The sequence below is a fragment of the Natronococcus occultus SP4 genome (assembly GCF_000328685.1).
In the GTDB taxonomy this organism is placed as follows: domain Archaea; phylum Halobacteriota; class Halobacteria; order Halobacteriales; family Natrialbaceae; genus Natronococcus; species Natronococcus occultus.
On sequence record NC_019974.1, the window covers coordinates 3,040,333 to 3,066,409 of the forward strand.

The 26,077-nt window shown below is 60.3% G+C and carries 23 protein-coding genes; 9 read left to right on the top strand and 14 right to left on the bottom strand.

Translation table 11 applies throughout. The features are described 5' to 3' along the window. Positions 1-35: 35 nt before the first annotated feature. The gene (locus NATOC_RS14935; RefSeq protein ID WP_015322306.1) at positions 36-800 is read left to right on the top strand and encodes an IclR family transcriptional regulator; all 765 of its coding nucleotides are present in this window, start codon (positions 36-38) and stop codon (positions 798-800) included. An 8-nt stretch (positions 801-808) separates the two neighbouring features. Here NATOC_RS14935 and NATOC_RS14940 read toward each other — a convergent pair whose 3' ends face one another. The 11 genes from NATOC_RS14940 to NATOC_RS14995 all read right to left on the bottom strand — a co-directional run bounded on the left by NATOC_RS14940 (position 809) and on the right by NATOC_RS14995 (position 13,646). Then, positions 809-2,017, bottom strand: a complete 1,209-nt coding sequence (locus tag NATOC_RS14940; RefSeq protein ID WP_015322307.1) for a Tm-1-like ATP-binding domain-containing protein — start codon at positions 2,015-2,017, stop codon at positions 809-811. Between the two features lies 1 nt (position 2,018). After that, positions 2,019-2,852, bottom strand: a complete 834-nt coding sequence (locus tag NATOC_RS14945) for a phosphoenolpyruvate hydrolase family protein (protein ID WP_015322308.1) — start codon at positions 2,850-2,852, stop codon at positions 2,019-2,021. A 63-nt stretch (positions 2,853-2,915) separates the two neighbouring features. Then, the gene (locus tag NATOC_RS14950) at positions 2,916-4,199 is read right to left on the bottom strand and encodes an outer membrane protein assembly factor BamB family protein (protein WP_015322309.1); all 1,284 of its coding nucleotides are present in this window, start codon (positions 4,197-4,199) and stop codon (positions 2,916-2,918) included. A gap of 116 nt (positions 4,200-4,315) precedes the next feature. After that, positions 4,316-5,059: an ABC transporter ATP-binding protein gene (locus NATOC_RS14955; RefSeq protein ID WP_015322310.1), complete on the bottom strand. Its 744-nt coding sequence runs from the start codon at positions 5,057-5,059 to the stop codon at positions 4,316-4,318. Continuing rightward, positions 5,056-5,814 (bottom strand): ABC transporter ATP-binding protein, encoded by a 759-nt coding sequence (locus NATOC_RS14960; RefSeq protein WP_015322311.1) that lies wholly within the window; start codon positions 5,812-5,814, stop codon positions 5,056-5,058. The genes NATOC_RS14955 and NATOC_RS14960 overlap by 4 nt, the downstream gene beginning before the upstream one ends. 340 nt (positions 5,815-6,154) lie before the next feature. Further along, a complete protein-coding gene (locus NATOC_RS14970) occupies positions 6,155-7,303 on the bottom strand; it encodes a branched-chain amino acid ABC transporter permease (RefSeq protein WP_015322312.1) in 1,149 nt (382 codons plus the stop codon). Next, positions 7,300-8,226, bottom strand: coding sequence for a branched-chain amino acid ABC transporter permease (locus tag NATOC_RS14975; protein WP_015322313.1), 927 nt, complete (start codon positions 8,224-8,226; stop codon positions 7,300-7,302). The genes NATOC_RS14970 and NATOC_RS14975 overlap by 4 nt, the downstream gene beginning before the upstream one ends. A 59-nt stretch (positions 8,227-8,285) precedes the next feature. Continuing rightward, positions 8,286-9,608: a substrate-binding protein gene (locus NATOC_RS14980; protein ID WP_157224642.1), complete on the bottom strand. Its 1,323-nt coding sequence runs from the start codon at positions 9,606-9,608 to the stop codon at positions 8,286-8,288. 1,023 nt (positions 9,609-10,631) lie between these two features. Continuing rightward, complete coding sequence (locus NATOC_RS14985; protein WP_015322315.1) at positions 10,632-11,300, bottom strand: nucleotidyltransferase family protein; 669 nt, start codon at positions 11,298-11,300, stop codon at positions 10,632-10,634. An 88-nt stretch (positions 11,301-11,388) separates the two neighbouring features. Next, positions 11,389-11,919, bottom strand: coding sequence for an Rrf2 family transcriptional regulator (locus NATOC_RS14990; protein ID WP_015322316.1), 531 nt, complete (start codon positions 11,917-11,919; stop codon positions 11,389-11,391). Between the two features lie 341 nt (positions 11,920-12,260). Then, positions 12,261-13,646, bottom strand: a complete 1,386-nt coding sequence (locus NATOC_RS14995) for a uracil-xanthine permease family protein (protein ID WP_015322317.1) — start codon at positions 13,644-13,646, stop codon at positions 12,261-12,263. Between the two features lie 188 nt (positions 13,647-13,834). Here NATOC_RS14995 and NATOC_RS15000 point away from each other — a divergent pair, with 188 nt between their 5' ends. The 3 genes from NATOC_RS15000 to NATOC_RS15010 are packed head-to-tail and all read left to right on the top strand — an operon-like array spanning position 13,835 to position 17,552. Then, positions 13,835-14,350: a (2Fe-2S)-binding protein gene (locus tag NATOC_RS15000; protein ID WP_015322318.1), complete on the top strand. Its 516-nt coding sequence runs from the start codon at positions 13,835-13,837 to the stop codon at positions 14,348-14,350. Position 14,351: 1 nt separating this feature from the next. Next, positions 14,352-16,694 (top strand): xanthine dehydrogenase family protein molybdopterin-binding subunit, encoded by a 2,343-nt coding sequence (locus tag NATOC_RS15005; protein WP_015322319.1) that lies wholly within the window; start codon positions 14,352-14,354, stop codon positions 16,692-16,694. Then, positions 16,695-17,552, top strand: a complete 858-nt coding sequence (locus tag NATOC_RS15010; RefSeq protein ID WP_015322320.1) for an FAD binding domain-containing protein — start codon at positions 16,695-16,697, stop codon at positions 17,550-17,552. It abuts the gene before it with no gap. A 160-nt stretch (positions 17,553-17,712) separates the two neighbouring features. Here NATOC_RS15010 and NATOC_RS15015 read toward each other — a convergent pair whose 3' ends face one another. Then, on the bottom strand, positions 17,713-19,131 hold the full coding sequence (locus tag NATOC_RS15015) for an amidohydrolase family protein (RefSeq protein ID WP_015322321.1): 1,419 nt from the start codon (positions 19,129-19,131) through the stop codon (positions 17,713-17,715). A gap of 312 nt (positions 19,132-19,443) precedes the next feature. Between NATOC_RS15015 and NATOC_RS15020 the strand changes: the two genes are divergently transcribed. Beyond that, a complete protein-coding gene (locus tag NATOC_RS15020) occupies positions 19,444-20,523 on the top strand; it encodes an XdhC family protein (protein ID WP_245549653.1) in 1,080 nt (359 codons plus the stop codon). A 73-nt stretch (positions 20,524-20,596) separates the two neighbouring features. Here NATOC_RS15020 and NATOC_RS15025 read toward each other — a convergent pair whose 3' ends face one another. Then, complete coding sequence (locus NATOC_RS15025) at positions 20,597-21,013, bottom strand: DUF3830 family protein (RefSeq protein ID WP_015322323.1); 417 nt, start codon at positions 21,011-21,013, stop codon at positions 20,597-20,599. Between the two features lie 51 nt (positions 21,014-21,064). Beyond that, positions 21,065-22,360 carry a M20 family metallo-hydrolase gene (locus NATOC_RS15030; RefSeq protein ID WP_015322324.1) on the bottom strand — a complete coding sequence of 432 codons (1,296 nt, stop codon included), beginning with the start codon at positions 22,358-22,360 and terminating at the stop codon, positions 21,065-21,067. A 295-nt stretch (positions 22,361-22,655) separates the two neighbouring features. On the opposite strand from NATOC_RS15030, the gene NATOC_RS15035 reads away from it, so the two are divergent. The 4 genes from NATOC_RS15035 (at position 22,656) to uraH (ending at position 25,930) form a co-directional block, all read left to right on the top strand. Beyond that, the gene (locus NATOC_RS15035; RefSeq protein ID WP_015322325.1) at positions 22,656-23,465 is read left to right on the top strand and encodes an IclR family transcriptional regulator; all 810 of its coding nucleotides are present in this window, start codon (positions 22,656-22,658) and stop codon (positions 23,463-23,465) included. A 408-nt stretch (positions 23,466-23,873) separates the two neighbouring features. After that, positions 23,874-24,380, top strand: a complete 507-nt coding sequence (gene uraD, locus NATOC_RS15040) for a 2-oxo-4-hydroxy-4-carboxy-5-ureidoimidazoline decarboxylase (protein ID WP_015322326.1) — start codon at positions 23,874-23,876, stop codon at positions 24,378-24,380. A gap of 273 nt (positions 24,381-24,653) precedes the next feature. Next, on the top strand, positions 24,654-25,583 hold the full coding sequence (gene pucL / locus NATOC_RS15045; protein ID WP_174299201.1) for a factor-independent urate hydroxylase: 930 nt from the start codon (positions 24,654-24,656) through the stop codon (positions 25,581-25,583). Beyond that, complete coding sequence (gene uraH / locus NATOC_RS15050) at positions 25,580-25,930, top strand: hydroxyisourate hydrolase (protein ID WP_015322328.1); 351 nt, start codon at positions 25,580-25,582, stop codon at positions 25,928-25,930. The genes pucL and uraH overlap by 4 nt, the downstream gene beginning before the upstream one ends. Positions 25,931-26,077: the final 147 nt, after the last annotated feature.

Here is a 26,077-nt window from a genome sequence, read left to right on the forward strand (position 1 = left end):
ACGTTTCGAAACCAGAAGCGGCGATTGGAACACACATGTTCGACAACGACGGGCGGAAGCTGAAGACGACCCGAACCTCGCTCCGGATCCTGGAGCTTGCACTGGAGTACGAGCGCGTGACGCTCGCCGAACTCGATCGGATGATCGACAAGCCAAAGAGCTCGCTACACAGCCACCTCAACACGCTCGTTGACTGTCGGTATCTCGTCAAGGACGGCGACGTGTACACGACGAGTTTCAGGTTCGCGCTGCTCGGCGAGCGGGCACGTCAACAGAACCGCCTGGCACCGGAGGCGATCCGAACCGTCGATCGGTTGGCGGCCACGGCCGGTGAGGAGGTAAACGTCACCGTCCTCGAGTACGGTCGCCTACTGATGGTGTACGGCTCTTCAGACTCCGAAACGAGCGAGGACGGATCGTTCCGGAGGGAGTACGATCTCCACAACACGGCCGCTGGAAAGGCCGTGCTCGCCGAGCTCGATCGGGACCGGGTCGAACGGATTCTCGACGAGTGGGGGATGCCCCGGGAGACCGAGGCCACGATTACGGATCGGGAACGGCTCTATGACTGCCTCGACGAGATCGCCGACCAGGGGTACGCTATCGTCGACGAGGAGTTCGCACCCGGACTCGTCGCCGTCGGTGCGACAGTTCACGGACCCGACGGGGAGCCCATCGGCGGGCTCAGCGTCGGCGGACCGAAGTATCGGATCGACATGGATCGACTCCACGGCGACCTCGCCGAACAGCTCCTCGCTACCGTCGAATCGCTGGAATCCGAGACGACCCTTCTCCGGTGAGCTGCCGATCACGCTCCGTCGCGTATGTATTCGTCCAGTCGCTCGGCCATCGCCAGTGCGAACGCCTCGTCGTTGATCGTGGCCTCCCGCTCGACCAGTTCGACGCCGTCGGCGCTGGCGCGAAGCGCGTCGAAAAGGGCGGCGTCTGCCTCGGGATCGCGGAACGGCTCGCCGTCGGTATCGAGCGCCGATACGCCCTCGAGCGGGAGAAAGAGCGCCGTCGGCCCGGAAGCACGCGAGAGTTTCTCGCCGATAATGCGGCCGAGTTCCGCGTTCTCTTCGGGCGTCGTTCGCATGAGCGTGACCTCCGGGTTGTGGACGTGAAACGTCCGTTCGTCGAACTCATCCGGGACGGTGTCTCGTGGTCCAAAGTTCACCATATCGAGCGCACCGGTCGAGACGACCTGGGGAGTTCCGGTCTCGGCTGCGGCATCGAGCCGTCCGGGGCCAGCGTTCAGGACGCCACCGACGAGTTCGTCGGCCCACTCGGTGGTCGTCACGTCTAACACCCCGTCGACGAGCCCCTGACGAATGAGGTCCTCCATCGCTTGACCACCGGCACCGGTTGCGTGAAAGACGATCGTTTCGTACCCCTGCTCCTGGAGGTACTCGCGGGCGGTTTTGACGCAGGGAGTCGTGACTCCGAACATCGTGATCGCGACGGTCGGTCTGTCTTCGGTTTCGACGCCGGGATCGGTGGTGGCCATGCCGACCATCGCGAGCGCCGCGTTGCTGATCACCCGCTGGGTGAGCTGGTTGATCCCTTCGATGTCCGCGACGGAGTACATCATCGTCACGTCCGTGGCCCCGACGTACGGCTCGACGTCGCCCGAGGCGACCGTCGAAACCATGAGCTTGGGAACGCCGACCGGAAGCGCGCGCATGGCCGTCGTCGCGACGGACGTGTTCCCCGAGCCGCCGAGCCCGAGGACGCCGTCGAGACGATCCGCCTCGTGCAAGCGTCGGACGATCGTCGCCGCACCCTCGCCCATCGCTTCCATCGCCGCACCGCGGTCACCCGCCTCTCGAAGCTGATCTAGCGTCGTGTCGGCCGCGTCGGCGACCTCGTCCGCGGACGTGTCGGGCTCGAACGCGGGCTCACCCACAACCCCGGTGTCGACGACGTGAACGTCGGCGCCCTGCGATTCGATGACGTCCCGTGCGAAACCGATCTCCTCCCCTTTCGTATCGAGCGTCCCGACGATGATGACTGCCATCTCAGATCGTGATCTCCTTGAACTCCTGGGCTTGCCGCTCGATCGCTTCCTCGGTCGGCAGCCGTTCGACGCTGGACGCACCGAAGAAGCCGACGACGCCGTCGGTGTTCTCGAGAACGAACTCGGCGTCGTCCGGCCAGGCGATCGGACCGCCGTGACAGATCACGAGGACGTCCTCGTCGACGGCTTTGGCGGCGTCGTGGTGAGCCTGCACCCGCTCGGCGGCGTCCTCGAGCGAGAGTGCGGTCTCGGCACCGATGTCGCCGGAGGTCGTCAGCCCCATATGCGAGACGATCACGTCGGCGCCGGCTTCGGTCATCTCCCGGGCTTGCTCCCGGGTGAAGACGTACGGACAGGTCAACATCCCCTGCTCGGCGGCCTCCTGGATCATCGCTATTTCCTTGCCGTAGCCCATGCTCGTCTCTTCGATATTTCGCCGGAAGCGACTCTCTTCGTCGAACAGCCCGACGGTAGGGAAGTTCTGAACGCCCGAGAACCCGCGACGTTTGAGATCCGTGATGAAGACGTCCATCTCCCGAAACGGATCGGTCCCGTTGACGCCGGCCAGAACGGGCGTGTCCTCGACGACGGGCAGGACCTCCTGTCCCATCTCGAGGACGATTTCGTTGGCGTCGCCGTACGGAAGCAGACCGGCAAGCGATCCGCGCCCGTTCATCCGATACCGACCCGAGTTGTAGATAATCAGGAGATCGACGCCGCCTCGTTCGGCGAACTTCGCCGAGATCCCGGTTCCCGCACCGGCACCGACGATCGGTTCGCCGCGCTCTACCACCGCTCGTAATCGTGAGAGGGACTCTTCCCTGGTGAAATGCATAATCCGCGGTCTATAGATGGTGGTATTGGGTAATGAAGCTTTGGGAGAGAATCAGTACCAACCTTATTCGACCGCGTAGACGCGACCGTCGGTACCACCGAAATACAGCGTTCCCTCGAGCAGCGCTGGACTGGAGCCGACGCCACGTCCGCCGGTTTCCAGAAACCACGCCTCGTCGCCGTCGGTCGACAGCGCGTGAACGCCCGCGTCCCCTCCCTCGGTCGGTCGATGGGTGCCGATATACAGCCGATCGTCCGTAACGACCGGACTGCTGCCGATCTCGGTAGTGGTAGTTTCGAACCGCCACTCCAGCTCGCCGTCGGTCCGATCGAACCGGTAGACGTTCGCGTAGTTCGGCTCGCCGGCGTCCATCGCGTTGAACGGCGTCTCGCCGACGTACACCGCCGTTTCGTCGACGGCTACCGACCCGGAGATGTAGTATCCGCCCGTGTCGGTCGTCCACTCGACTTCGCTCGAAGCCGCGTCGACGGCGTGGATCACTCCGTCCCAGTCGCCGACATACACCGTTCCGAACGCGACCGCGGGGCTCGACCAGATCATCCCCCCGGTCTCGTAGGTCCACTCGACGTCCCCGGTTGCAGCCTCGAGCGCGTAGAGAACGCCGTCCGAGGCGCCGATGTAGATCGTTCCGCCGGCGATCGCCGGCGTGCTGACGACCTCGTTCCCGACCTCGTGGCGCCAGTTCGGCTCTCCGGACGCCGCGTCGAGCGAGTACACCCACCCGGTCTCCGGAACGTCGGCGTCGTCGGCGTGCCACTCGCAGGCGAGGTTGTGACAGCCCACGCCGATGATAACCGCGTCCTCGTGGACGATCGGACCGCCGCGAACGAGTCCACCGACCTCGCTCGCCCAGCGTTGCTCGCCCGTCTCCGCATCGATCGCGTAGACGTGCTCGTCGTAGGAGCCGACGTACACCGACCCCCGATCGGAGCCGTTCACCGACGTCCCAGCGGCGTACGCCGCTGTTCCCTCGACGCGATCTTCCGTCTCGAACGCCCACTCCCGTTCCCCCGTCGCCGCGTCGATCGCGTACACCGAGTGATCCGCGCTCCCGACGTACACCGACCCGTCGGCGACGATCGGGCTCGACCAGACGGGGCCGTCAGTATCGAAAACCCATTCGACCGACGGCTCCTCCCCAGTCGACGCGACACCTTTCGCGTACCCGGTGTTGTGACGGTCACCGCGAAACGACGGCCACGCGGTGACCGACTCCGTGATCGGGTGCTCCCCCTCGTCGTCCGTCGAGCCGACACACCCACCAACGAGTGCGAGAGCGGACAGAGACGCAGTCGTCAGAAACCGTCGCCGATTCGTGTTCCCCATACGCCACCCTGTACACAATTCGATAAATAAGCTTTGCCGGGACGCGGGGTCGAGAACGCTGATAGACGGCAGCTCCTGGAACCAGTTACTTCGCAGCGACTGCGACAGCCCCGCGATCAGACGACGAGATACTCGTCCAAGTCCTCGTCCTTGAGCTGCGAGACCGTCCCCTCGTAGACGATCTCACCCTGATCCAACACGTACCCCCGATCGGCGAGCTTCAGCGATTCGTGGACGTTTTGCTCGATCAGCAGAATCGTCAGTCCGCGGTCGACGATCTCCTCGATCGCCTCCGATACCGATCGGACGATCTGGGGTGCCAGTCCCTCGGTCGGCTCGTCGAGCATCAACAGCTTCAGATCCGGAAGCCGCAACGTTCGTGCGATCGATAACATCTGTTGTTCCCCGCCGGACAGCGTCCCCGCCTTCTGCTCGCGGCGTTCTTCCAGCCGCGGAAACAGCTCGTACAGCTCCTCGAGCCCCATCGTACTCTCCTCGCCGCCGCGTACGCTACGACGAACGGTGTTCCACCACCCGCGGGTGATCCGCGACAGCTGGAGGTTTTCCTCGACAGACAGTTCGGCGAACAGGCGCCGTTCCTCCGGCACGATCCCGATCCCGTTCATCGTGATGTCGTCGGCCGGCCAGTCGGTAACGTCGGCTCCGTCGAACCGAACGGTTCCCGACCGGACCTCGGGTGGGTCGGCGCCGGCGATCGAACGGACCGTCGTGGTCTTTCCCGCTCCGTTTCGTCCCAACAGCGTGACGATCTCCCCTTCGCCGATTTCCAGCGACACGCCTCTGAGGATATGGCTGGCGCCGTAGTACGAATGGACGTCCTCGAGTTCGAGAAGGCTCACTCCGCTCCACCTCCGAGATACGCCTCGCGGACCCGCGGGTCGTTTCTGATCTCCGCCGGCGTCCCCTCGGCGATGAGCTGTCCCTGGTGAAGCGTCAGAATCCGGTCGGAGATGTCGAAGACCACGTCCATATCGTGTTCGACGAGGAGGATCGTCATCTCCCAGTCCTCGAGCAGTTCGCGGATCAACTGCACCGTCATCTCCGTTTCGTGCGGTGACATCCCCGCGGTGGGCTCGTCCATAAACATCAGGTCGGGATCGGTCGCCAGACCGATCGCGATCTCGAGCCGGCGTTTCTCTCCGTACGGCAGCGACTTCGCCTCGGTATCGGCTTCGTCCTCGAGCGTGAGTGCCTCCAGAATTTCGCTCGTCCGCGTTTCGACCCCGCCGTACTCGTCTCGACGTCGGAAGAAGTTAACCCGAAACGAGCCGTGCTCGGTCGCAAACGACGCGATCGCGATGTTGTCCCGAACCGAGAGCTCCGGAAAGATCGAGGCCGTCTGCAGCGATCGTCCGATACCGAGCTGGGTAATCTCGAAGGGCTCCATCCCGGAAATCTCCGTCCCGGCGTAGTGAACCGATCCCTCCGTCGGAGACAGCTGTCCCGTAATCGTGTTGATCAGGGTCGATTTCCCCGCGCCGTTTGGCCCAATGAGCGAGACGAGCTCGCCCCGCTCGATCGCTAACCCCACCCCGTTGAGAGCGGTTATTCCACCGAACCTCTTCGTCAAATTCTGGGTTTTCAGTAGTGTCATCACCGGTTCCCTCCCTCGGTCTCGCTGTGTCCGTGGCTCGGTCGCTGCCGACGAAACGTCCAGGGCTCGCTCGGCAAAGCGGCGATCGATCCGAGGACGGACTCGCAGAGTGTCTCGGAATCACTGAACGGGACGGTTACAGCGACGCGACCGTGGTCCGGACCCGTGACGCGTCTGTCCGTTCCGTGCGCTATCGTCTGTCGCATGACTCGTACGCATAGTATGCGATCCGTTCCCAATTCAATCTTACGCCCGTCGGCCCGAAGTCCTCGCCGAGAACACCCGCTGTTGAGCTACCCCTTCGGACTGCAGAGAACGGTTCGCTCGATCGAGGCCCGACCTATCGGTCCCTCGTTGCGGCTTCGAGCTTCGAGCGAACCGTTCCAGCGAGCTGCTTGAGCAGTCCCACGATCCCCTGTGGGCTCCACGCGACGACGACGGTGAAAAGAGCCGTAAGGATCAACAGCCAGTACTGTCCGACCGGTCCAGTAATGTCACCGATGAGCGGGGGTGCCCACGCGATCCCGTCGAAGACGCGATCGAAATACAGGAAGACTCCCGCTCCGATAACGGGTCCGAACACCGAGCCGGCACCGCCGAGTATCGCCATAACGACGACCTCGCCGCTTGTGAGCCAGTACAGCGAGGACAGCAGCGACGATTGTGACTCGATCGTCAGGAGCGCACCGGCGAGCCCGGTGATGGCGCCCGACATGAGGTATGCGGCAAACTTGTAGCGCCACACGTCGACGCCCACTAGCGCCGCGCGCCGTTCGTTCTCTCTGATCGCTTTGAAGATGAGCCCGTACGGCGATCGGCGCACTCGATTGACGAACGCCACGACCGCGACGAACACGACGGCGATGAGCAGGTACTGGTAGTCTTGCCAGAGCGTATGGAAGACACCGGGGAGGGGGGTTTGAAGGTAGAAGTTACCGACGCCGAAGAACAACGGTTCGACCGGGACCCCGGTGAGCCCGTCGTCGCCACCGGTGAGCCCGTCCAGCGGGGACAGCGAGAGGTAGTACAGGATCTGTGCCATCGCGAGCGTGACGATCGAGAAGTAGACCGTGTGGAGACGAAGCGCGATGAGCCCGGTTATCGCCGCGAGCAGGACGGCGACACCCGTCCCGACGGACAACATCAGGAGCGGATCCCCGTAGACGTGTATCGCAAGCAGTGCGGCGGCGTAACTCCCGACACCCCAGAACATCGCGTGTCCGAACGAGAGATACCCCGTCTGGTGTAACAACAGATTGAATCCGATAGCGAAGATCGACCAGACGAGAATCGTCGTCGCGAGCGAGTGGTACCCGCGAAGAACGTCGCTAATAATCGGTGATCGGGCGAAAAACCACGACCAGAGCGATACGAACCCGATCGCAACCACGATCGGGAACCGTTCGGTCGTTTTGATTCGATCCCATCGCTCCCAGAGACCGATCGAGGCCTTTTCGTCGGTCACTTGTGTAACGGACTCTTCACTCATGTCGTGATCTCCTCCGGTCCGAAGAGACCAGTCGGCTTGATCGTCAGAACGACGACGGCGAGAGTGAATATACCGATTCTCGCCCACGTTCCAGTCAGGAGCGCGTCGACGCTAACGAAGACGAATCCGAACAGCAACCCGGCGACGACAGTTCCGGTGATACTCCCGACCCCGCCGACGATGACGACGAGTAATGCGGGAATGAGTACCTCCGTAATACCGATTTCTGGATTTACGGTGAATATGGGTCCAGCCAGAATACCGCCTAACCCTGCGTACGCGGCACCGATAGCAAAGATCAGCATGAACGCCCGGCCGACCCTGATGCCGAGTAGTTCGACCATTTCGTCGTCTTCTGTGCCGGCACGAACCGCCAGTCCAATATCGGTGAACTTGTAAAACGCGTACAAAAGCAACAGCGTGAGGACGGTGAGAACGATAACGTACACTCGCCATCGGTTCAGACTGGTCACACCCGACACCGAAATCGCTCCGGACGCCCAGCCGGGACGGTCGTACGTGTACCCGCGCCGTCCGAAGAGGATCGCGATCAACTCCTGGACGACAATCAGGATCCCGAACGTAACGAGCAGCTGGTCCAGCATGCTGCGATCGTACATCGGCTTCGCGATCAGTCGTTCCATGACGATCCCGATGGCAAACAGCGCCACCGGGACGAGGAGCAACGCGGCAGCGAATCCCCATCCGAGCCCGATCGGCGACCAGGCTTCGGCGATCCCTCCGACCTCCATCTCGAACGCGACGAACAGCCCGAGATACGCACCGATGAGATACAGCGCGCCGTGAGCCAGGTTGACGAACCTGAGCGAGCCGAACGCGATCGAAAAGCCGATCGCGACCAGGATAAAGACGGACGCGTAACTCAGGACCAGGTAGGTGAAACTGATCGCCCAATCTATCATCGGTACTCTCCCCGTTTGAGCGGTTTTGGTCGGCGGTCGTGAACGGAGCTCACGGTATCTCAGTCCTCTCTGGCTGGCATCTCGCAGTTGGAAGCGGGCTCCTCGTCACAGCTGTACTCCGTTTCGGAACCCGGGATCTCCTCGACGAGATCGAGCCAGATGCCGGTGTCCTCGTACGTTTCCTCGTCGACACCCTCGACCACGTACGCGGGACGGGTTGCCTGGTGGTCACATTCCCTGTACCCCATCTCTCCCATCGCGTACTCCCACTCGAACGTTTCGAGCGTTTCAGCGACCTCCTCCGGGTGGAACGATCCGTTCTCTTCGACGGCCGCGGAGTAATGCAGACACGCATCGTACACTTCCATCGCCGCCTGTCCCGGCGTGTACCCGTACTCGTCCTCGAACGCCTCGGTGAAGTCGTCGCTCCAGTCGGTTCCACCCGAGGGATGCCAGTTGGCCGTTCCGACGACACCTTCCGCGGCCTCTCCAGCGGGCTCCATCGAGAAGGCGCTGAGAAGCGGCACGACGACGTCCAAGTCCTCGAACCCCCTGTCAGCCAGCTGGGAGAGGCCGCTGGCCATCGCGTCACCCATCGACGTAAACACGAGCACGTCCGGCTCCTCGCTCGCCAGATCGTTGATCTGCGTCTCGTGATCGGTCTCACCGTAGGCGATCGCGCTGGTACCGACCTGCGTCCACCCTTCGTCTTCCATCAGTGCCTGCATGTGATCCCGATTCGATTGTCCGTAGGCGTAATCCAGGTAGATCTGGAAGAACTCCTGGTCCTCGCCGAAGAGCTCCGGAAGCACTTCGGCGAGCGCCTCTGCGCTCGTTCGGGCGCTCATCGCCGATCGGAAGGTGTACGGTCCACAGTCCGTTCCCGTTATCTCGCCGGTGTGAGAGAAGACGGCACCGTGAACGACGTGGTTATCGGCCGCGATCGGAATCGACGCGACTTCGACCGAACTCGAGATACCGCCCGTAAAGAACATGATCTCGTCCCGGTCGATCATCCGCTCGAGCGTGTCGGTTGCGACGTTCTCGTCGCCTTCGGTGTCTCCCGTGTACCCTTCGACCTCGTAATCGAGGACGCCGTCCCCGGACAGGTCGTCGATGTGATCGACCAATCCACCACCGTTGTTCAGGTGATCGATAGCGAGCTCGAAGCCGTCTCGTTGTTGCTCTCCGTCCGCCGCAAGAATGCCGGACAGTGGTCCGTTGAACCCGTATCCGACGGTATCCCCGTCGATGGGATAGTTGCCGAGTGGCTGTTCCTGATCACCAGCACAGCCGGCCATTGCAGCGAGCCCTGCCGTTCCAACAGCACCGCCTGCTCTCAGGATGTTCCGTCGACTGGTACGATCTAGTTGGCGTGCCATACTTTGGATGTTGGAATCATACCACATAACTGTAACGGCAAATTGTGGAGATCGTCGTATAAGATTACGAAAGCAACGGCCTGCGTTCATACCCAAGAGACCGGTCTTTCGCTGCCTCAGCGAGTGTCGACCGAAGATGGATTCCCATTATGTGAATGAACGGGCTGGAGGCGTAAGGAGAGACGCTCTTCTATCGGGACAGAACGATCGAAAGGCGTCTCAGAGGGATTGCCAGTCGGGCCTTCCGTTCGGAAAATGAGAATAGGTTCTCACCGGGGGCCTCCAAACCACGGTCCGGTATTTCCGAAAAATGAACCGCTTATATGTATACACCCGTACTATTGTAATACTATAAGCGTGGCTACTGGAGGAGCCGTCCGCATTACGGCAGTGATCTCGGCAGGTTGTTAAATCGCGATCGGAGCGCCAATACGGCTGCTCGTCTTGTTCACATTATGTGAATGAGAGACTACCTGAAAGCCAAAAAAGGACGCGAGTGATGGCCTCTGGTTGGTCCGTGGCAAAACGGGAGCACGTTTTTAGCGCAGATCAGCGGTGAAACAGGATCCCATTACCCGTTTTTCGAAAGAACTGCCAGCGAAGATACTCAGAAAGACGGCAGGAATCGGTCTCTGAACCGTTTCGATGCACCCATTACGCGATTCACGGCAGCGAGTCGGAGGCCTCTGGAAGCCGAGAGCTGCCGAGGAGAGTAGCTCTCTCGCAGGACCGTCCCGAGCACGATTTTGCCGTCGTACTATATTCGCGCCCCATGTATTACAAAAGTACTTTTGTAACTATAGACCAACTCAGCACCCATATATCCATATAAGGCACTACGAGACGGCTATATATTTGACGTCAGAACGAGAAAGAATACTCTGTTCGGGCGGGATTGCTTTTTGCGTGCTTCGTTCGCTGATCGAGGCGTGAAAACGTAACGGCGAGTTCCGACCCTCGCGGAGAAACAGTCGGTGTCGACCGGCTGAGTTCGGTCTCTCGGGATCAACCGTTGGATGCTAGCTACTCGAACCGATCAGTCTCCCACTGATCGAGCGTCTCGAGATCGGCAGCCGTATTTAGATCCTGGACGGTACCCGGATCTTCCGTCTCGATAAGAGCGGAAGCGTCGTCCTCGAGTAGAACACGTCTCCCGCCGGTGTCACCTGAAACGGTGAGTAGCGCCGGGAAGTGGCGACTATCGAACAAGACCGGGTTGCCACGATCACCGTCGTACGCCGCTGCGAGTGCGTCGCCGACGCCGGCGTGGTAGGCGTCGGTGAGGAGATCGATCGTGTCAGGTGTAACTGCCGGCAAATCGCCTAGCATGAATACGACGGCGTCAACGGATTGCTGAACGGCACGAAGACCGGTCCGCATCGACGTCGCCTGTCCTCGGTCGTACGCCGGGTTCTCGACGATACTGACGTCACGTCCTCGGAGTGCCTCCCGGACTCGATCAGCCTCGAAGCCGACGACGACCGTCGTTGAATCGAGCGTTGACGCGAGCAGCGTCTTTGCTGCCTGTCTGATCACCGGTTCGCCATCTAACCGAGCGAGAAGTTTGTTCGCGGAGCCAAAGCGCGAACTCGTTCCCGCAGCTAACAGGATCCCTGCGATGGTGGTATCGCTGGATGCGGTGTCGAAATCGTCGGGTGCTATCAGCGGAAGAGTCGTATCGGTGTGAGTCATTGAGCGAGGAATCGCGGCGGTGTTCGGAGCGTACGGTTTGAACGCATCGCACGGTCCCGGGCTGTGTGAGTGGAACTCCCCCTGCCGATCACGCCGATTCGTTCTGTACCGGTGCTTCGAGTTGGACGGTATCGACGATCGCTACGTTGGAAAGCGTATCGAGAGCCACGATCTCGCCACCGACAACCAACCCCGAGTGTGGGGTCGGACCGACCAGAATCGCATCCCCCTCTTCGAGATGCTGAATTGAGTGCTGGAAGTGGATCTGGGCCCGACACAGTTCCGGATGATGGACGTTCGTGAAATCGATATCGTCCACAGTCGCACTGACACGCTCGTAATCGCTAGCGAGAGTGATCGTTTCAGTGCCGTCGACGTGCTGCCGATCGAGTAACGTTAAAGCGGCTTCGGTCGGTTTGTACCCTCCCTTCGGGCCGGCTACGCTTTCCACGAGTCCGGTCGTTGCAAGCATTCGCATCTGATTGCGAATCGTCCCTGGTGCGCGATCGATCTCGTTAGCAATGACTCGAGCGCTTACCGGAGAGCCGTTCGATTGATGCTTGTTGATTAGCGTAGTCAGGATCAGTTTCTGGCTGCTATTCAAGCTGATCTGGTCCATAGTAGACGAGTAGGAGCTGAAGTATACAATTTATAGCCATCGTTTAGATATTGCCGATAAAATACAATTTATATAGGATCAGTAATCCCAGGCCAGTACGATCGCGCGTCTTGCTGGACCCCGTTCCGACAAATGGGTATGGACGGCAGTAAACAATATGAATACTCGTAACATCCCGATATGTTGTACAGTCGGTTACAGGTGGGAAAAGATGCGAGCCTGGAGAACGGTTGGTCCGAAAGACGAAGCGCGTCAGATACCGATCGATCCTCGAGACGCCGAGACGCTACTGGCGATGGATGACGTCTTCCCAGAGACGAGATATCGTTTCACTGATTGGGTTAGTCGTCTTCTGTCACCGACCCGTTGATCGGTTCTTCGATCGCTACGTCCGTGTCCGGATCGTCGAACAGTGGGCTCTGTTCACCGGGCACAAACGTATTCAGAAGCAGTGCAGTGAGACCGACCATGATGACGGGTTCGCCGAAGAACATCTCGGCCGCACCGGGGAGTCCCTGTAGCGCTTCCGGGACGACTTCAACCCCGAGACCGAGACCGAGCGCGGTCGCGATAATAACCATGTTCCGGCGGTCCATCTCGATGTTCAGGAACAGCAGCCGCATTCCGCTGGCTGCGACCATACCGACCATCACGAGCACCGCACCGCCGAACACTGCGTCGGGCGTCGCCGCGACCGTCGCACCGACCTTCGGAATGAGTCCGAGCCCGACAAGCAGGACACCACCGATTCCGACGACGTGACGGCTCATCACGCCGGTGAAGTTGACAATCCCGACGTTCTGTGAGAAGGAAGTCGTCGGAAACGCGCTAAACAGGGCACCGATCGAACTCATGAAGCCGTCCGCGAAGATCCCACCGCGCAGTTCACGGTTCGTCGGGTTCCGCCCTTCGGCCGCCGTAATACCGGTCATATCCCCGACCGTTTCCATCGCAGAGACCAGAAACAGGAATCCGAAGGTGAGGATCGCTACCGGTTCGAATTCGTATCCGAACTCACCGGGCGTCGGGATCTCGATCCAGTTAGCCTCCACGACTGGGCTGAAGTCCACCATGCCCATCGCAACTGCGAGGACGTAGCCGACGCTGATACCGAGAATGATGCTCAGAACCCGTGCGGTGCCGCGAAGAAACAGGTTACAGAGGACTGCGATTCCCATAACGGATGCCGCGAGGCCGAGGTTCTGAAGCGACCCGAAGTCCGGCGAGCCGACGCCGCCGGCCGAGTACTCCATTCCGACCGGAATGAGGTAGAGCCCGATGATGACTACGATGAGGCCGGTGACAAGCGGCGGGAAGTAGGGTTTAATGCGTTTGAACTGCCAGCCGATGACACCCTCGACGAGGAAGCCGGAAAGAGCGAGTGCACCGAAGACGGCCGCTAGTCCGTACTCTGCACCGATTGCACCCGCCGCTCCGACGAACGCGAAGCTGGTCCCCATTACGATCGGGAGTTTCGCTCCGACGGGGCCGACAGTATACGCCTGAACGATCGTCGCTAACCCCGAAAAGAGCAACACCATCTGCACCAGATAGCCAGTCTCACCAGCACCGAGTCCGACGTCGCCGGCGACGATGAACGCGACCGCCGTCGTCGGAACGATCATCACCGCAACGTGTTGTATTGCGAGTGCAATGGCTGTGGGTAATGGGGGTTTGTCCTCGAGACCGTACGATAAACTAATCTCTCCGCCGGTATCGCTTGACATTCTATGACGCATCCTACTACATCTGTGTTTATATTTAAAATTTCCTCTTACCCCAATATTCGTTCGACCGCAGGGAGCAATCACCCGTCAACCAACACGCCGGACCGACAGGTCGTGTCGAACCGGGCTGGCGGAATTAGTGTACGATCCCAAAGCTTAATTCGCCGTGAGCCTCCATATCAGGAAGTATGCCACGAGAAGATACAGTAACTAGTATTCAAGTCTGCATAAACGGAGAGGACGAACGGCTCGAAATCGGTCGTGATGAGACGCTCATGGAAAGCCTTCGAAATGCGGGCTACTACGGCGTCAAAAATGGCTGCGACGAAGGAGTGTGCGGAGCCTGTAACGTCATCCTCGGAGACGGTCGCATCACTCGGTCCTGTCTCGTACCGGCGGCAAACTGCGACGGCGAGGACGTGATGACAGTCAAGGGATTGCTCGACGACGACGGGGAGCTCCACCCGCTTCAGCAGGAGTTCCTCGACCGGGGTGCCGCCCAGTGTGGATTCTGCATTCCCGGCGTGTTGCTAGCGGCGTACCACCTCCTCGAACGAAACGACGATCCGACCGAAGCGGAGGTCGCCGATGCACTGAGCGGGAATATTTGCCGATGCACGGGGTACGTCCAACAGATCGAGGCGGTACAGGCCGCGGCCGACCGGCTGTCCGGTTCGGAGGTCTCGGCAGGAGGGGAGAAATAGGATGACGCGACCGGAGCCGGAATCACCCCCGCGAACCGCCGCAGCCGAAACGAAGCCACCCGTCGGAGAATCCGTCGACAAAGTCGACGGCTGGGGGCTCGTTACCGGTAACGCCCGATACACCGACGACGTCCCGACTCCCGACACCCTCGCTGTCCGAATCCTCCGGAGTCCGCACGCCCACGCTCGCATCCGAGCGATCGACACGGAGGCGGCAGCGTCGCTCGACGGCGTGCGCGCGGTTCTCACTCACGAGGACGTTCCCGACGAGCGCTTTACCCGGACCGGGTTCCCCTATCCCGCTCCCGCTCCGTTCGACGAGCGCGTCCTGAACGAGACGGTCCGGTTCGTCGGCGAGCCCGTCGCGGCCGTCGCCGCACGAACTGCGGACGCCGCGGAGCGCGCGGTCGACGCCATCGAGGTTGATTACGACGTCCACGAACACGTCCTCGACGCTCGATCCGCGATGGAACCCGGGGCGCCGACACTTCACCCTGAAGCGTACGAGAATCCACAGGAGAACGCGGACCCGAAGCGCAATATCGTCTGTGAAACCAGCCACGAAGAAGGCGATGTCGAGGCGGGCTTCGAGAACGCGGACGCGGTCGTCGAAGGCGAGTACGAAACCCAGGTCGTCCAACACCTTCCGATGGAAGTGAACACGACGATCGCGTGGATCGACGACCGTGAGCGGTTGGTTCTGCGGACCACGACGCAGGTCTCTCATATCTGTCGAGACAAGATCGCCCGCGCGTTCGATCTGAACCGAACCGACGTGCGAGTGATCAAACCTCGCGTCGGTGGCGGGTTCGGCGTCAGACAGGATACGGTACCGGGTCAGTTCATCGCGGCGGCGCTGGCCCTCGAGACCGGCGAGAAAGTTCGGCTGCGTAACGAGCGAAAGGAAGACCTCCACGTTTCCCAGACCCGTCACGCCCAAACACTGCGTATCAAAACGGGAGTCCGCGAGGACGGAACGATCACGGGCATGCACGTCGATATCACCTCGAACACGGGCGCCTACGGCTGCCACGCGTTCGCAGTGCTCGCAAACGCCGCCCACGAACCGATGTCGGTGTACCCCTGCGAGAACCGTCTGTTCACCGGACGGGCAGTGTACACGAACCGTCCGCCCGGCGGCGCGATGCGGGGATACGGCGCAGTACAGGGAACGTTCGGTCTCGAGAGTCACGTCGACGAAGTCGCCGCGGCGATCGGGATGGATCCCGTCGAATTCCGCCGTCGGAACACGATCGAGGCGGGAGAGGGAAGCTTCGAACCGGCGTACAGCGAGAGCGAAAAAACGCTCTCGACCGTCGGGGTCACCGACTGTCTCGAGCGCGCTGCCGAGACCATCGGGTGGACGGAGGGGCCGGCCGAACCCGAGGACGACCGGTACCGACGCGGATACGGCGTCGCGCTCACGATGGCCAAGTCCGGCGTCCCGAGCAGCGAGTTCTCCCGCTGTGACATGACGCTCGAAGACGACGGGACACTTACCATCCGGGTCGGGGTCGGCGACACCGGACAGGGTTCAGAGACGGTGATGGGGCAGATCGCGGCGGGCGTCCTCGGCCTCGATACCGAGTCGGTGTACGTGAAGGCAGACGACACCGACGCGACGCCGTGGGACAACGGCGCGTACGCGAGCAGTACGACCTACATCAGCGGGAACGCGACCGAAAAAGCCGCTCGCGACCTCGCGGCGAGCGTCCGGGAGCTCGCCGGCGAGTGGTTCGAGGTCGCCCCGGAGTCGGTCGAGATCGCCGACGGGGAGGTACGGATCCCCGGCGAGGACGCGATGACCCTCGAGCAGTTCGCTGCGACGGCGTTCGAGGGCACGCGCGGTCCGAAGCGTCGCCTGACGGGACACGGCAAGCATTTCACGGCGCTCTCGCCGAAACCCTTCGCCGCGCAGCTCGCGGCGGTCGAGGTCGACACCGAAACCGGCGAGTTCGAGGTGCTTCGTCTCGTCAACGCCGTCGACTGCGGACGGGCGGTCAATCCGGCCAACGTGCGCGGACAAATCATCGGCGGGGCGGTGATGGGGCTCGGACAGACCCTCTCCGAAGAGCTCTCGTTCGACGACAGCGGTGCGCCGGAGCTCCGCGGTCTGCGGGACTACGACGTGATGCACGCACCGGATCTCCCAGAAATCGACACGGAGCTGGTCGAAACGTACGAGCCGACGGGCCCATTCGGCGCGAAAAGTGTCGGCGAAGTGACGGCCCTTGGGCCGCCAGCGGCGGTCGCAAACGCGATCCGAGACGCTGTTGACGTCCGGGTCGCCGAACTACCGATCACCTCATCGAGAGTCTGGGACGGACTCCAGGAGGGTCGCTGAATGTCGATCCGCCACCAGACCGAGTGCGTTTGCGTCGAGAGCGTCGACGAGGCACTCGCGCTCCTCAGCGAGGACACCGACACACGCGTGCTCGGCGGCGGCTACAGCCTGGTCCCGCTGTTGAAAGACGGGATCGAAACGCCGGACCGTCTCGTCGACATCACCGCCGTTCCCTCCCTTCGCGGCATCACGCGCGAGAAAGCGACGCTTCGTATCGGCGCGGTAACGACACACGACCGGATTGCTGCGTCGACCGCCGTTCGAGAGCGCGCCCGCGCGCTTGCGGACGCAACCGACTCCGTAGGCGACTTTCAGGCGAAACACCGAGGGACGATCGCGGGAAATCTCGTGTTCGCCGACCCGAAATACGATGCTCCGGCTGCCTTCCTCGCTCTCGACGGTCGGCTCGTCGTCCGCGGTCCGGACGGCGAACGGACGATCGACGCCGACGACTGGTTCCGCGGACCGGGCGAGACCGCGTGTCACTCCGACGAGCTCGTCACCGAAATCGTCGTCCCGAACGCCCAGCGAAGCGGCTACGTGCGAACCTCTGAGTACTCCGGCTACGCCATCGTCGGCGCTGCCGCCGTCCTCGAGACGGACGGCGACGCCGTGACGAGAGCGCGTGTCGCCGTAAACGGCGCGAAGCCGTACCCGATTCGATTGCCGAGCGTCGAGCGAACGCTCGTGGGCGGTCCCATCGACGACGAGTCGCTGACAGCAGCCGCGGACGCTGCTTCTGAAGACATCGATCCAGCGGCGCTGATCGCTACCGACACGGCCGCCGGTCAGCACCGGCTGCGTCTCGTTCAATCCTACTGCCGACGGGCGATCGCTCGGGCGATTGCGGATCACTGATTGTTAGTGATCCGTTCGAAAGGCAGTATCGAACCGAGGACTACGGTTCGGACAGCACTCCGACGGCGAAAACGGAATCGTCGCAGTCGAGCGCGCTACCCCTCGCTGTCGACTGACAGCTGCGGAGCCGACTCCGTTCGTGAGTGACCCCAGCCGAGCGCTACTCGATCCCGACACGCTTGACGACGGCTTCGGCGGCCGTTGCTGCATCACTCGTGATCTCGTCGAGCGGCTCGTCGAACGATAGAACGTCGCGGCCGTCCATCACGAGAGTACCGGCACAGATCACGGTGTCGATTTCGAACCCCTGCGCCGCGTACACCAGTGTGGAGACGGGATCTGAACACGGTGTAAGGTGTGGGTGATCGAGATCCACGATCGCGATATCCGCCTGCTTGCCGGGCTCGATAGAGCCGAGCTCGTCCTCGCGTCCGATAGCACGCGCTCCGTCGATCGTCACCATATCGAAGGCGGTCTGTGCCGGAACGACGCTTGGATCGCGGTGATAGCCCTTGTGCGCGCTCGCGACCGCCCGAACGTCCGAAAGTGGGTTCACCGTATCGTTCAGGTTCGCGTTGTCCGTCCCCAGCCCGACGGTGACGCCACAGTCCAGCATCGCCACAATCGGGGCAAACCCAGTCGCGAGTCGCATGTTCGCCATAAAGTTGTGTGCGACCGCGGTCCCCGTTCGCGCCAGCAGCCGTACGTCGGCCGGATCGAGCTGCACGCAGTGACCGAGCAGTGCGCGATCACCGAGATATCCGATATTCCGCAGATAACCGACGCTCGAGAGGGCGATCCCCTGCTCTTCGACCTCGGCTTCGGCGACGTGGGCCGTCGTCATGACGTCGTACTCCTCGGCCAGGCGATAGGCCTCCTGAAATCCCCGCGTCGTCGTGGACTCGAGGACGATCGGTGTCGGCCAGACCGACTGGCGCCCCTCCGCACTCCCGTGGTAGGTCTCGATGAGCGCCGTCGTCTCCGCGATCGCCTGGTCGGTATCGACCGCGAAGCGATCGGAGGGAGGACGACTCACGTCCGGATTCCGAGCCTGGATGTCCGCGAGCAGGGCGGCCATCGTCTCGTCCGGCGGACAGTCCGCGAACCCGGCGCCGTAAACGTTTCGAATACCCGATGCTTCGTACACGCCGAGTTTGGCGTCGATCGTCTCGGTCCGGTCCCAGATGATCTCGGTATCGTTCTCCACGAACGTCGTCACGCCGGCCTGGATGGCCTCCAGACAGTAGAGTCTCGCAGCGATCGCGTGTTCTTCGGGGGTCATCGCGACCGAGCCGGGCCGTTTGACGTTGTACAGCCAATCGTACAGTCCGCGGTCCGCGGCGAACGCACCGCGAAAAAGGATATCCGAAACGTGCGTGTGGGCGTTGATCAACCCGGGAACGATCGCTCCGCCCTCGGCGTCGATACGGCGATCTGCGTCGTATTCGGCCTCGATAGTAGCAGTCTCGCCAACGGCCGTGATACGATCATCGGTGATTGCAACTGCTCCGTCCTTGATGATCTCGCGGTCGGCGTTCTGGGTAACGATCTGCCCGTTCGTAACGAGCAGAGCAGTCATTGCTCCCCTCGACGATTACCCGCTGGAAACCTTGTTGTGGTGGAAACGCTCTCGTAGAGTCCAGTACGGACGCCGTATTCTCTCATCGACATTCACACGCATGGTTTGTGTACGATCGGATAAACGTTTCTTTCAGTCTACAGTTCTGAACCGATCACGGGTACTCCGGAGCTATATTTCGATTGGACCAGCAGTTGACGAGATACTTGCCAAGAGCAGATAGGTTAACACCTGGTGCTGTGATCTTATACCACAATGACCTATTCACCTGCGCAGCCCTGGAATGCGACTAGCAGGGACGTCCGGCGGTCGATGCGAAGGCATCTGCGCGAGGAGTCAACGGCGATCGTTGCGACCGTTGTGAGCGTCGACGGATCGGGCTACCGACGGCCGGGTGCAAGAACAGTCGTCGAGCCGACCGGCGAAAGCACGGGAGCCGTCACCGCTGGGTGTCTGAAAGAGTCGGTGATCGATGCTGCTCGGAAAATCGTTGCGGACGGGGAGCCACAGTTACGAACGTTCGACCTTCAAGACGACGACGATGCATGGGGGCTTGGACTGGGTTGTAACGGCGTGATCGATATCCTTTTCGAACCCCTCGACGCGAGTTTCCGTCCCGCTCTCGACGAGTTACGAGAGAATCTCCCTGTGACGGTTCTGACTGCCGTCGAATCGACAGCTTCGACCGTCAGCGCTGGGGACCGAACCGTCCTCACGTCGGACGGGTGGTCTTCGACGGAGCGCAATTCGCTGCCGGAGCCGGTCGTAACCTCGATCGAGAACCGACTCGATGCGACGGCTTCGAAAGCGACTGGCAGTCTCTCTGTGACGACGAACGCCGGAACGATACGTGTGTTCGTGAACCGCCTTACACCGACGCCGACCCTCCTGCTGTTTGGTGGCCAGGAGGACGTCAATCCAGTCACGTCGTTAGCTTCTCGGGCCGGCTTCCGCGTTCACGTCGTCACGGCACGAAGCGGTCACGCCGACGCCGACCGGTTCCCCGACGCCACTGATGTGTCCTCGATACGCCCGCCACAACTCGGTGATCTCGTCGAGGCTCCAAGCAGTACCTTCGCTGTCTTGATGTCACACAATTTCATCGACGATCAGCTCGCACTGGACAGCCTTCTCGAAACCGCAGTTCCGTACATCGGGGTCATGGGACCGCGGAAGCGGTTTCGGGAGTTACGAGAGTCGATGGATCGCACGCTCGATACGGCCGATTTGGACCGGATCGCAGCGCCCTGTGGCCTTGCTCTCGGCAGCGATAGCCCGACGGAGATCGGCTTCAGTATCGTGAGCGAGGTCCTGGCGGTCCACAATGATCGGAGTGGGGGTCGACTAACCGAACTCGAAGGTCCGATCCACAACCGTTCCGAAATCGGCTAACTATACGAAGGTACTTCTATCGCCAAAACGGGCCGTAGCGGTGTTACTCCCCGGTGGTCTGTATTTTGGCACGTCACCTCATCGATAGCGTGACGTCGAACGCACCCTCGTGAAGCGTTCGCTCCTCCAGTTCTTTGAGCGTCTCTGCGGATGCGTCGATCGTCGCAACGTGGTTTCCGGCGAGTTCTCCGGCGGGACTGCTGAAACGGGTCGGACCGCACGCGACGAGGATCTCCTGTTCGTTCCGATACCCCGGGTAGAGCAACACGTCTCCACGGGACGGGTACGCCGTGTGGTTCTCTCGAGGGAGGTTCGGAAGCTCAATCTCGTCGATGTTGATCCACGTCGCGATACCGCTGTAGCGAACGTGCATCAGCGTGGATTCGAGGGGTAAAAACTCCCGCATCGCCTCGACCGACTCGGGTGCTTTCTCCTCGAACACGTCCGCTTCGAACGCGTAATCGGCAACGTCAATAGTCAACTGTGTCATGGAAGCTCCGTCCGAATATTTCGAGTCCGTTCTCTTAACTGTACGGGTCCGCTACCGCTCGTCTTGTACTGCCAACCGTACGATCGCCCCTGCAAGGACTTCGACGCCGGTGTGACAGATCGACCAGTCGGTCCACTCCCGGGGAGTGTGCGAAACACCGTCTTCAGACGGGACGAACAGTAGACCCGCGTCGGTTTTGCGAGCGATCTGCATCGTATCATGACCGGCTCCGGAATGTAACTCACCGGCTTCGACTCCGATCCGATCTGCCGACGTCCGTAACGCCTTCTGACATCGACCGCTCATCGGTGTCGGTTCGATATCGTAATTGGATTGGTACGTGGTTTCGACGCCGCGTTCTCTCTCTAGTCGAGCGAGATTCGATTCGATCCGATCCACGATATCGATCATTTTCGCGTAGTTCGTACTCCGGATATCGATCGGGAACGTAACTTTCCCGGGGATAACATTAGTGGCACCCGGCTCGACGTTCACGTCGCCGACCGTCGCCACGGTAGTTCCGTCGGCGTCGGAGTGCTCTCGAGCGACCTCCGCTATCTCCCCGATCAGTTCGGTAGCGGGCACTAACGCGTCGACGCGGTCCGCCATCGACGTCGTTCCCGAGTGGTTCGACTCGCCGTGCACCGTAATGTGGCATCGTATCGTCCCGACGATATCGGTGACGACGCCCACCGGCAGGTCGGCCTTTTCGAGCGTCCGCCCTTGCTCGATGTGTAACTCGAGCCAAGAGTCCCAGTCCGCTGCGCTGATCGTATCGGTACCGGAGAACCCGATGTCCTCGAACGCGGTTCGTAACGTTGTTCCGTCGCTATCCGTCAGTTCGAGCGCTTCTTCGGGTGAAAGTGATCCTGCAGCGACGGACGAACCAAGCACACCATCAGTGAAACGGCCCCCTTCTTCCGCCGTGAACGATACCACGTCGATCGGATGGGCCAACTCGACGTCCGCTTCATCGATCGCACGGACGGCTTCAAGTGCACCGTAGACACCGAGTGGACCGTCGAAGATACCACCTTCGGGTACGGAGTCCAGATGGCTCCCGGCGGCAACCGGCGGCGTAGACCTCGGTACGTCCGCTGGGCGATATCGACCGAGGACGTTTCCTACTGGATCGACGTGGACCGTTAGACCGACGTCGGAAAACCGGTCTAAGAGGTATTCCCGGGCGCGTTTGTTCTCCTCGGTTCCGGGTAAGAGGGTCCGTCCGCTTCCGACAGCCGTTTCCACTCGGCCGAATTCGGCGTTCGTTTCAATATCTGCTTTCAGGCGATCGATATTAACGTTCGAGATAGCGGGGTCGATCGGGTCGTGTATGTTATCTGTCATATTCGTAGGGCCGGACACGAAGTCCAGACAGCAGTCGAACGCTGAGCTCGGGTCATCGGTCCGGTTGTTGGGGGGACTCCAACTGACGTATTAGTCTTCCGCTACATAAATGTACATGGCTCCCAGAGTGGCGGTTTGCCCCGGGAAGATGACCACTGCTCTCGGAGTAGGTACCTGATCGCGGTTGGGTGGTCCCGTTGTCGCGTCGTCCGAGCCGCTAGATCCTGCGAACGGTAGCTCTCGATATGTTTGCATAATACAAAACGGTTATACGCGCTTGCGGAGAACGTTCGCTATGAGCGAGTCGGATTCACCACGAACGCTAAAAACGCTCAGTAGAGCAGTCAAGATACTCAATACCTTGATGCGGCTAGACGGGGCGCAAATAACTGAGCTCGCGGAAATTATGGACATGAATCGGGGAACGATCTATACGTATCTCAGAACGCTCGAACAGGAAGAAATGGTTGTACAGAACGGAAATCAGTACGAGCTGGCGTACACGATGCTGGTGTACGGAGAGTACGTCCGGAATCAGAGCACGCTCTATCGGGCAGGGAAAGAGTACATCGACGAACTGGCAGCGAAGACGGGGCAGTACTCACATATTGTCGTGGAAGAAAAAGGTCGGGGAGTCAATCTCTACAAATCGCGAGGAGAGGAAGCGGTCGGCAGCGAGTATCAATCTGCCAAATTTCAGCAACGCGACTTTTTGCATATCACTGCGTCAGGGAAGGCGATACTGGCGTCCCTCGCCACCGAACGTGTCGATGAGATAATCGACGAGCACGGGCTCCCGAAGCGGACGGAACACACGATAACGAACCGACAGGAGCTTTTCGACGAACTCGCCGACATCCGGGAGAGAGGGTATTCGATCAACGACGAAGAGGAGATCGAAGGGTTTCGAGCAGTCGGTGCACCGATTACCGATCGATCCGGTGACGTTATCGGTTCGTTGAGCGTTTCCGGCCCCACGAGTATTTTCGACGGTGATCGGGTTCACAATGAGATCCCCGAATTAGTAATACGCACCGCTAACCTCGTCGAGCTAAACATGAATATGGCCGACCGAAGCGAGGAGATCACCGAACAGATACCGTAGTAGTCGAATATATACAAACATCGGTATACAAACATCGGAGTTATCGGCGCGTCGAAAGCAGTGATCCAGGCGCCCGGACAACTGATCGAGCACTCCTCGAGTAGCATTCCAGGATTGTTCGCCTCTTTGTGAATATTGTGGCTGAATGTGGTAGAAATCCCAGCTATGGAGTATAAACAAAACATCTGTATTCATTTACGAGAGTATGGATGTAACGGAATAGCGGAGCTCAGAAAGAAGGGCCGCAGTAGCGGTCAGAAATGTGAGCTCCGAGCGTTCCTTGTCAAGAGGCGGAGAGAGCTTTGTTGTGATATACAAACATAGAGTCGGGATTGTGACCACTTACTACGGGGCAGTTTTCGGACTAAGAAGGAATTTTAAGTTGTAGCGGACAAGCTTTTTACCGTAATGAGCAAGGTAACTATTTCGGAAGTAAACCGAATGGATCGGGAAACATTCGTCGAAGCCTTTGGAGACATATACGAAACGTCGCCCTGGGTGGCCGAAGAGACATATTCTGAACGGCCATTTTCATCGCTGGAAGAGCTACAGAGCTCGCTGGAACTGTGCGTTCGAGAAGCCCCACGTGAGAAAACAATGGAACTGCTGCGGGCACACCCCGATCTGGGGGAGAAAACCGAGATGACCGAGGCCTCACAGAAAGAACAAGCGTCTGCTGGACTCGACCAGTTGAGTCGAAGTCAGTACGAAGCGTTTCAGGAATTGAACGAGCGATACCGGGAAAAGTTCGGATTTCCGTTTATCATGGCCGTGAAGGGGGAATCGCCCGACGCAATCAGAGCAAGGATGGAAGAGCGTGTCGAACACTCGAAACCGACAGAGTTCGAGACCGCTCTAACCGAAGTCCACAAAATCGCGCGACTCCGTCTCGAGGAACGGTTCGCGTCCCGATAGAACGTCCATGTCGGCCACCAGACGCGTAAATCGGTGTTTCCCACAGAGCCAGCTCTTGCAGTACCATATACTGTAATAGACACAATATTTTTATAGAATCCGTGGATTAGAACTACTGAACAGAGATGGCCTAACACGGACCTACCACCGACATCAGAATACGGATTACGACAACACCTGAACGAGTGTAGTGAAACAACCGATACCAGCGAATGATCGCTAACTACGAAAATGACAAACGATACCAACTCGGAGTGCGGCAGTGACCGAACGATGAACTACGGGAAAGAGAAGGTAGCAGTGTACCGAACGTACGCGACTCCACTGGAGGATGTACGTCCCATTCCGGAATCCTCCTTCGAAGGGCGTGACAACACGATTCTCGGGCTAGACGTCCGGGTACAGGTCGATGGCGAGGCGTTTTTGCCCTCGTTCAGTGAGGGTGATAACAGTATGGTGGTCGCGACCGACTCAATGAAGAATTTCGTTCTCCATCAGGCCGGGGAGTACGAAGGTGCCACCGTCGAGGGTTTTCTCCATTTTGTGGGAAGCGAGTTTCTCGACACTTATTCGCAGATGGAGACTGTCCGGATCTCGGCTGAGGAACTTCCGTTCGATGCGCGGCCTGTTCCCGGAGACGACGGATTCGAATCAAGCGATCTCGTCTTTCGCGTCTCCGACAATGAGTCGGCGTTCGGAGAGTTTCGTCTCGGTCGCACCGAGGACGGACCGCTCGTCGAGGAGCAGACGAGCGGTGTAACCGGACTCGAACTCGTCAAAGTAAAAGGGAGCTCGTTCACCGGCTACGTCCAAGACGAGTACACGACGTTGCCGGAGCGAGAGGACCGAACGCTCTACATCTCGCTCGATATCTTTTGGACGTACGACGATCCGGAAGACGCGCTCGGCGATGAGCCCCAGCGATACGTACCGGCCGAGCAAGTACGCGATATCGCACACGTCGTCTTTCACGAGGCCGATTCGAACTCGATCCAGGATCTGATTTACCAGATCGGTCTGCGAGTCCTCGAGCGGTTCCCACAGCTCGAATCGGTTAGCTTCGAGGCCAACAACCGGACCTGGATACGGGAGCGCGACGACCTCGAGGGCGACGCAAAGGTGCTGCGAGAACCGCCCCGACCGACCGGATTCCAGCAGTTTTCGATGGACCGCAGCGATCTCGAAGGTGAGGCGTCACGATGAGTTCCGGACTGACGACCCACGTCCTCGATACGGGTCGGGAGGGGCCTGCCACCGGGGTAGACGTCGAACTGCAGCGATTGGATTCGACGGGTGAATCGGAGACGATCGCTCGCGGAACGACCAACGACGACGGCCGGCTCGACGAGCCGCTTCTGACCCCGGATCAGATGGAGTCAGGCACGTATCAGCTGGTTTTCGACGTCGAGAGCTACTACCGAAAGGGGCCATCGGAGTCGACGTTTCTGGAGATCGTTCCCGTCCGATTCGTGATCGACGATCCGGAAGAACACTACCACGTCCCGCTGCTGTTATCGCCCGGTGGCTACACGACTTATCGGGGTAGCTGACTGCGTGACCGGCCAGTAGGCTGTTCCCGTACGTTTCGAAGCTCTGACGTCCAGGATACATACTGAGTGAAAGCTCGATAACCCCTTCACACATTCACCCAATTATACTCTAGCTGAGTAAAAGTTAAGACCCGCTGTTGAGTAGGA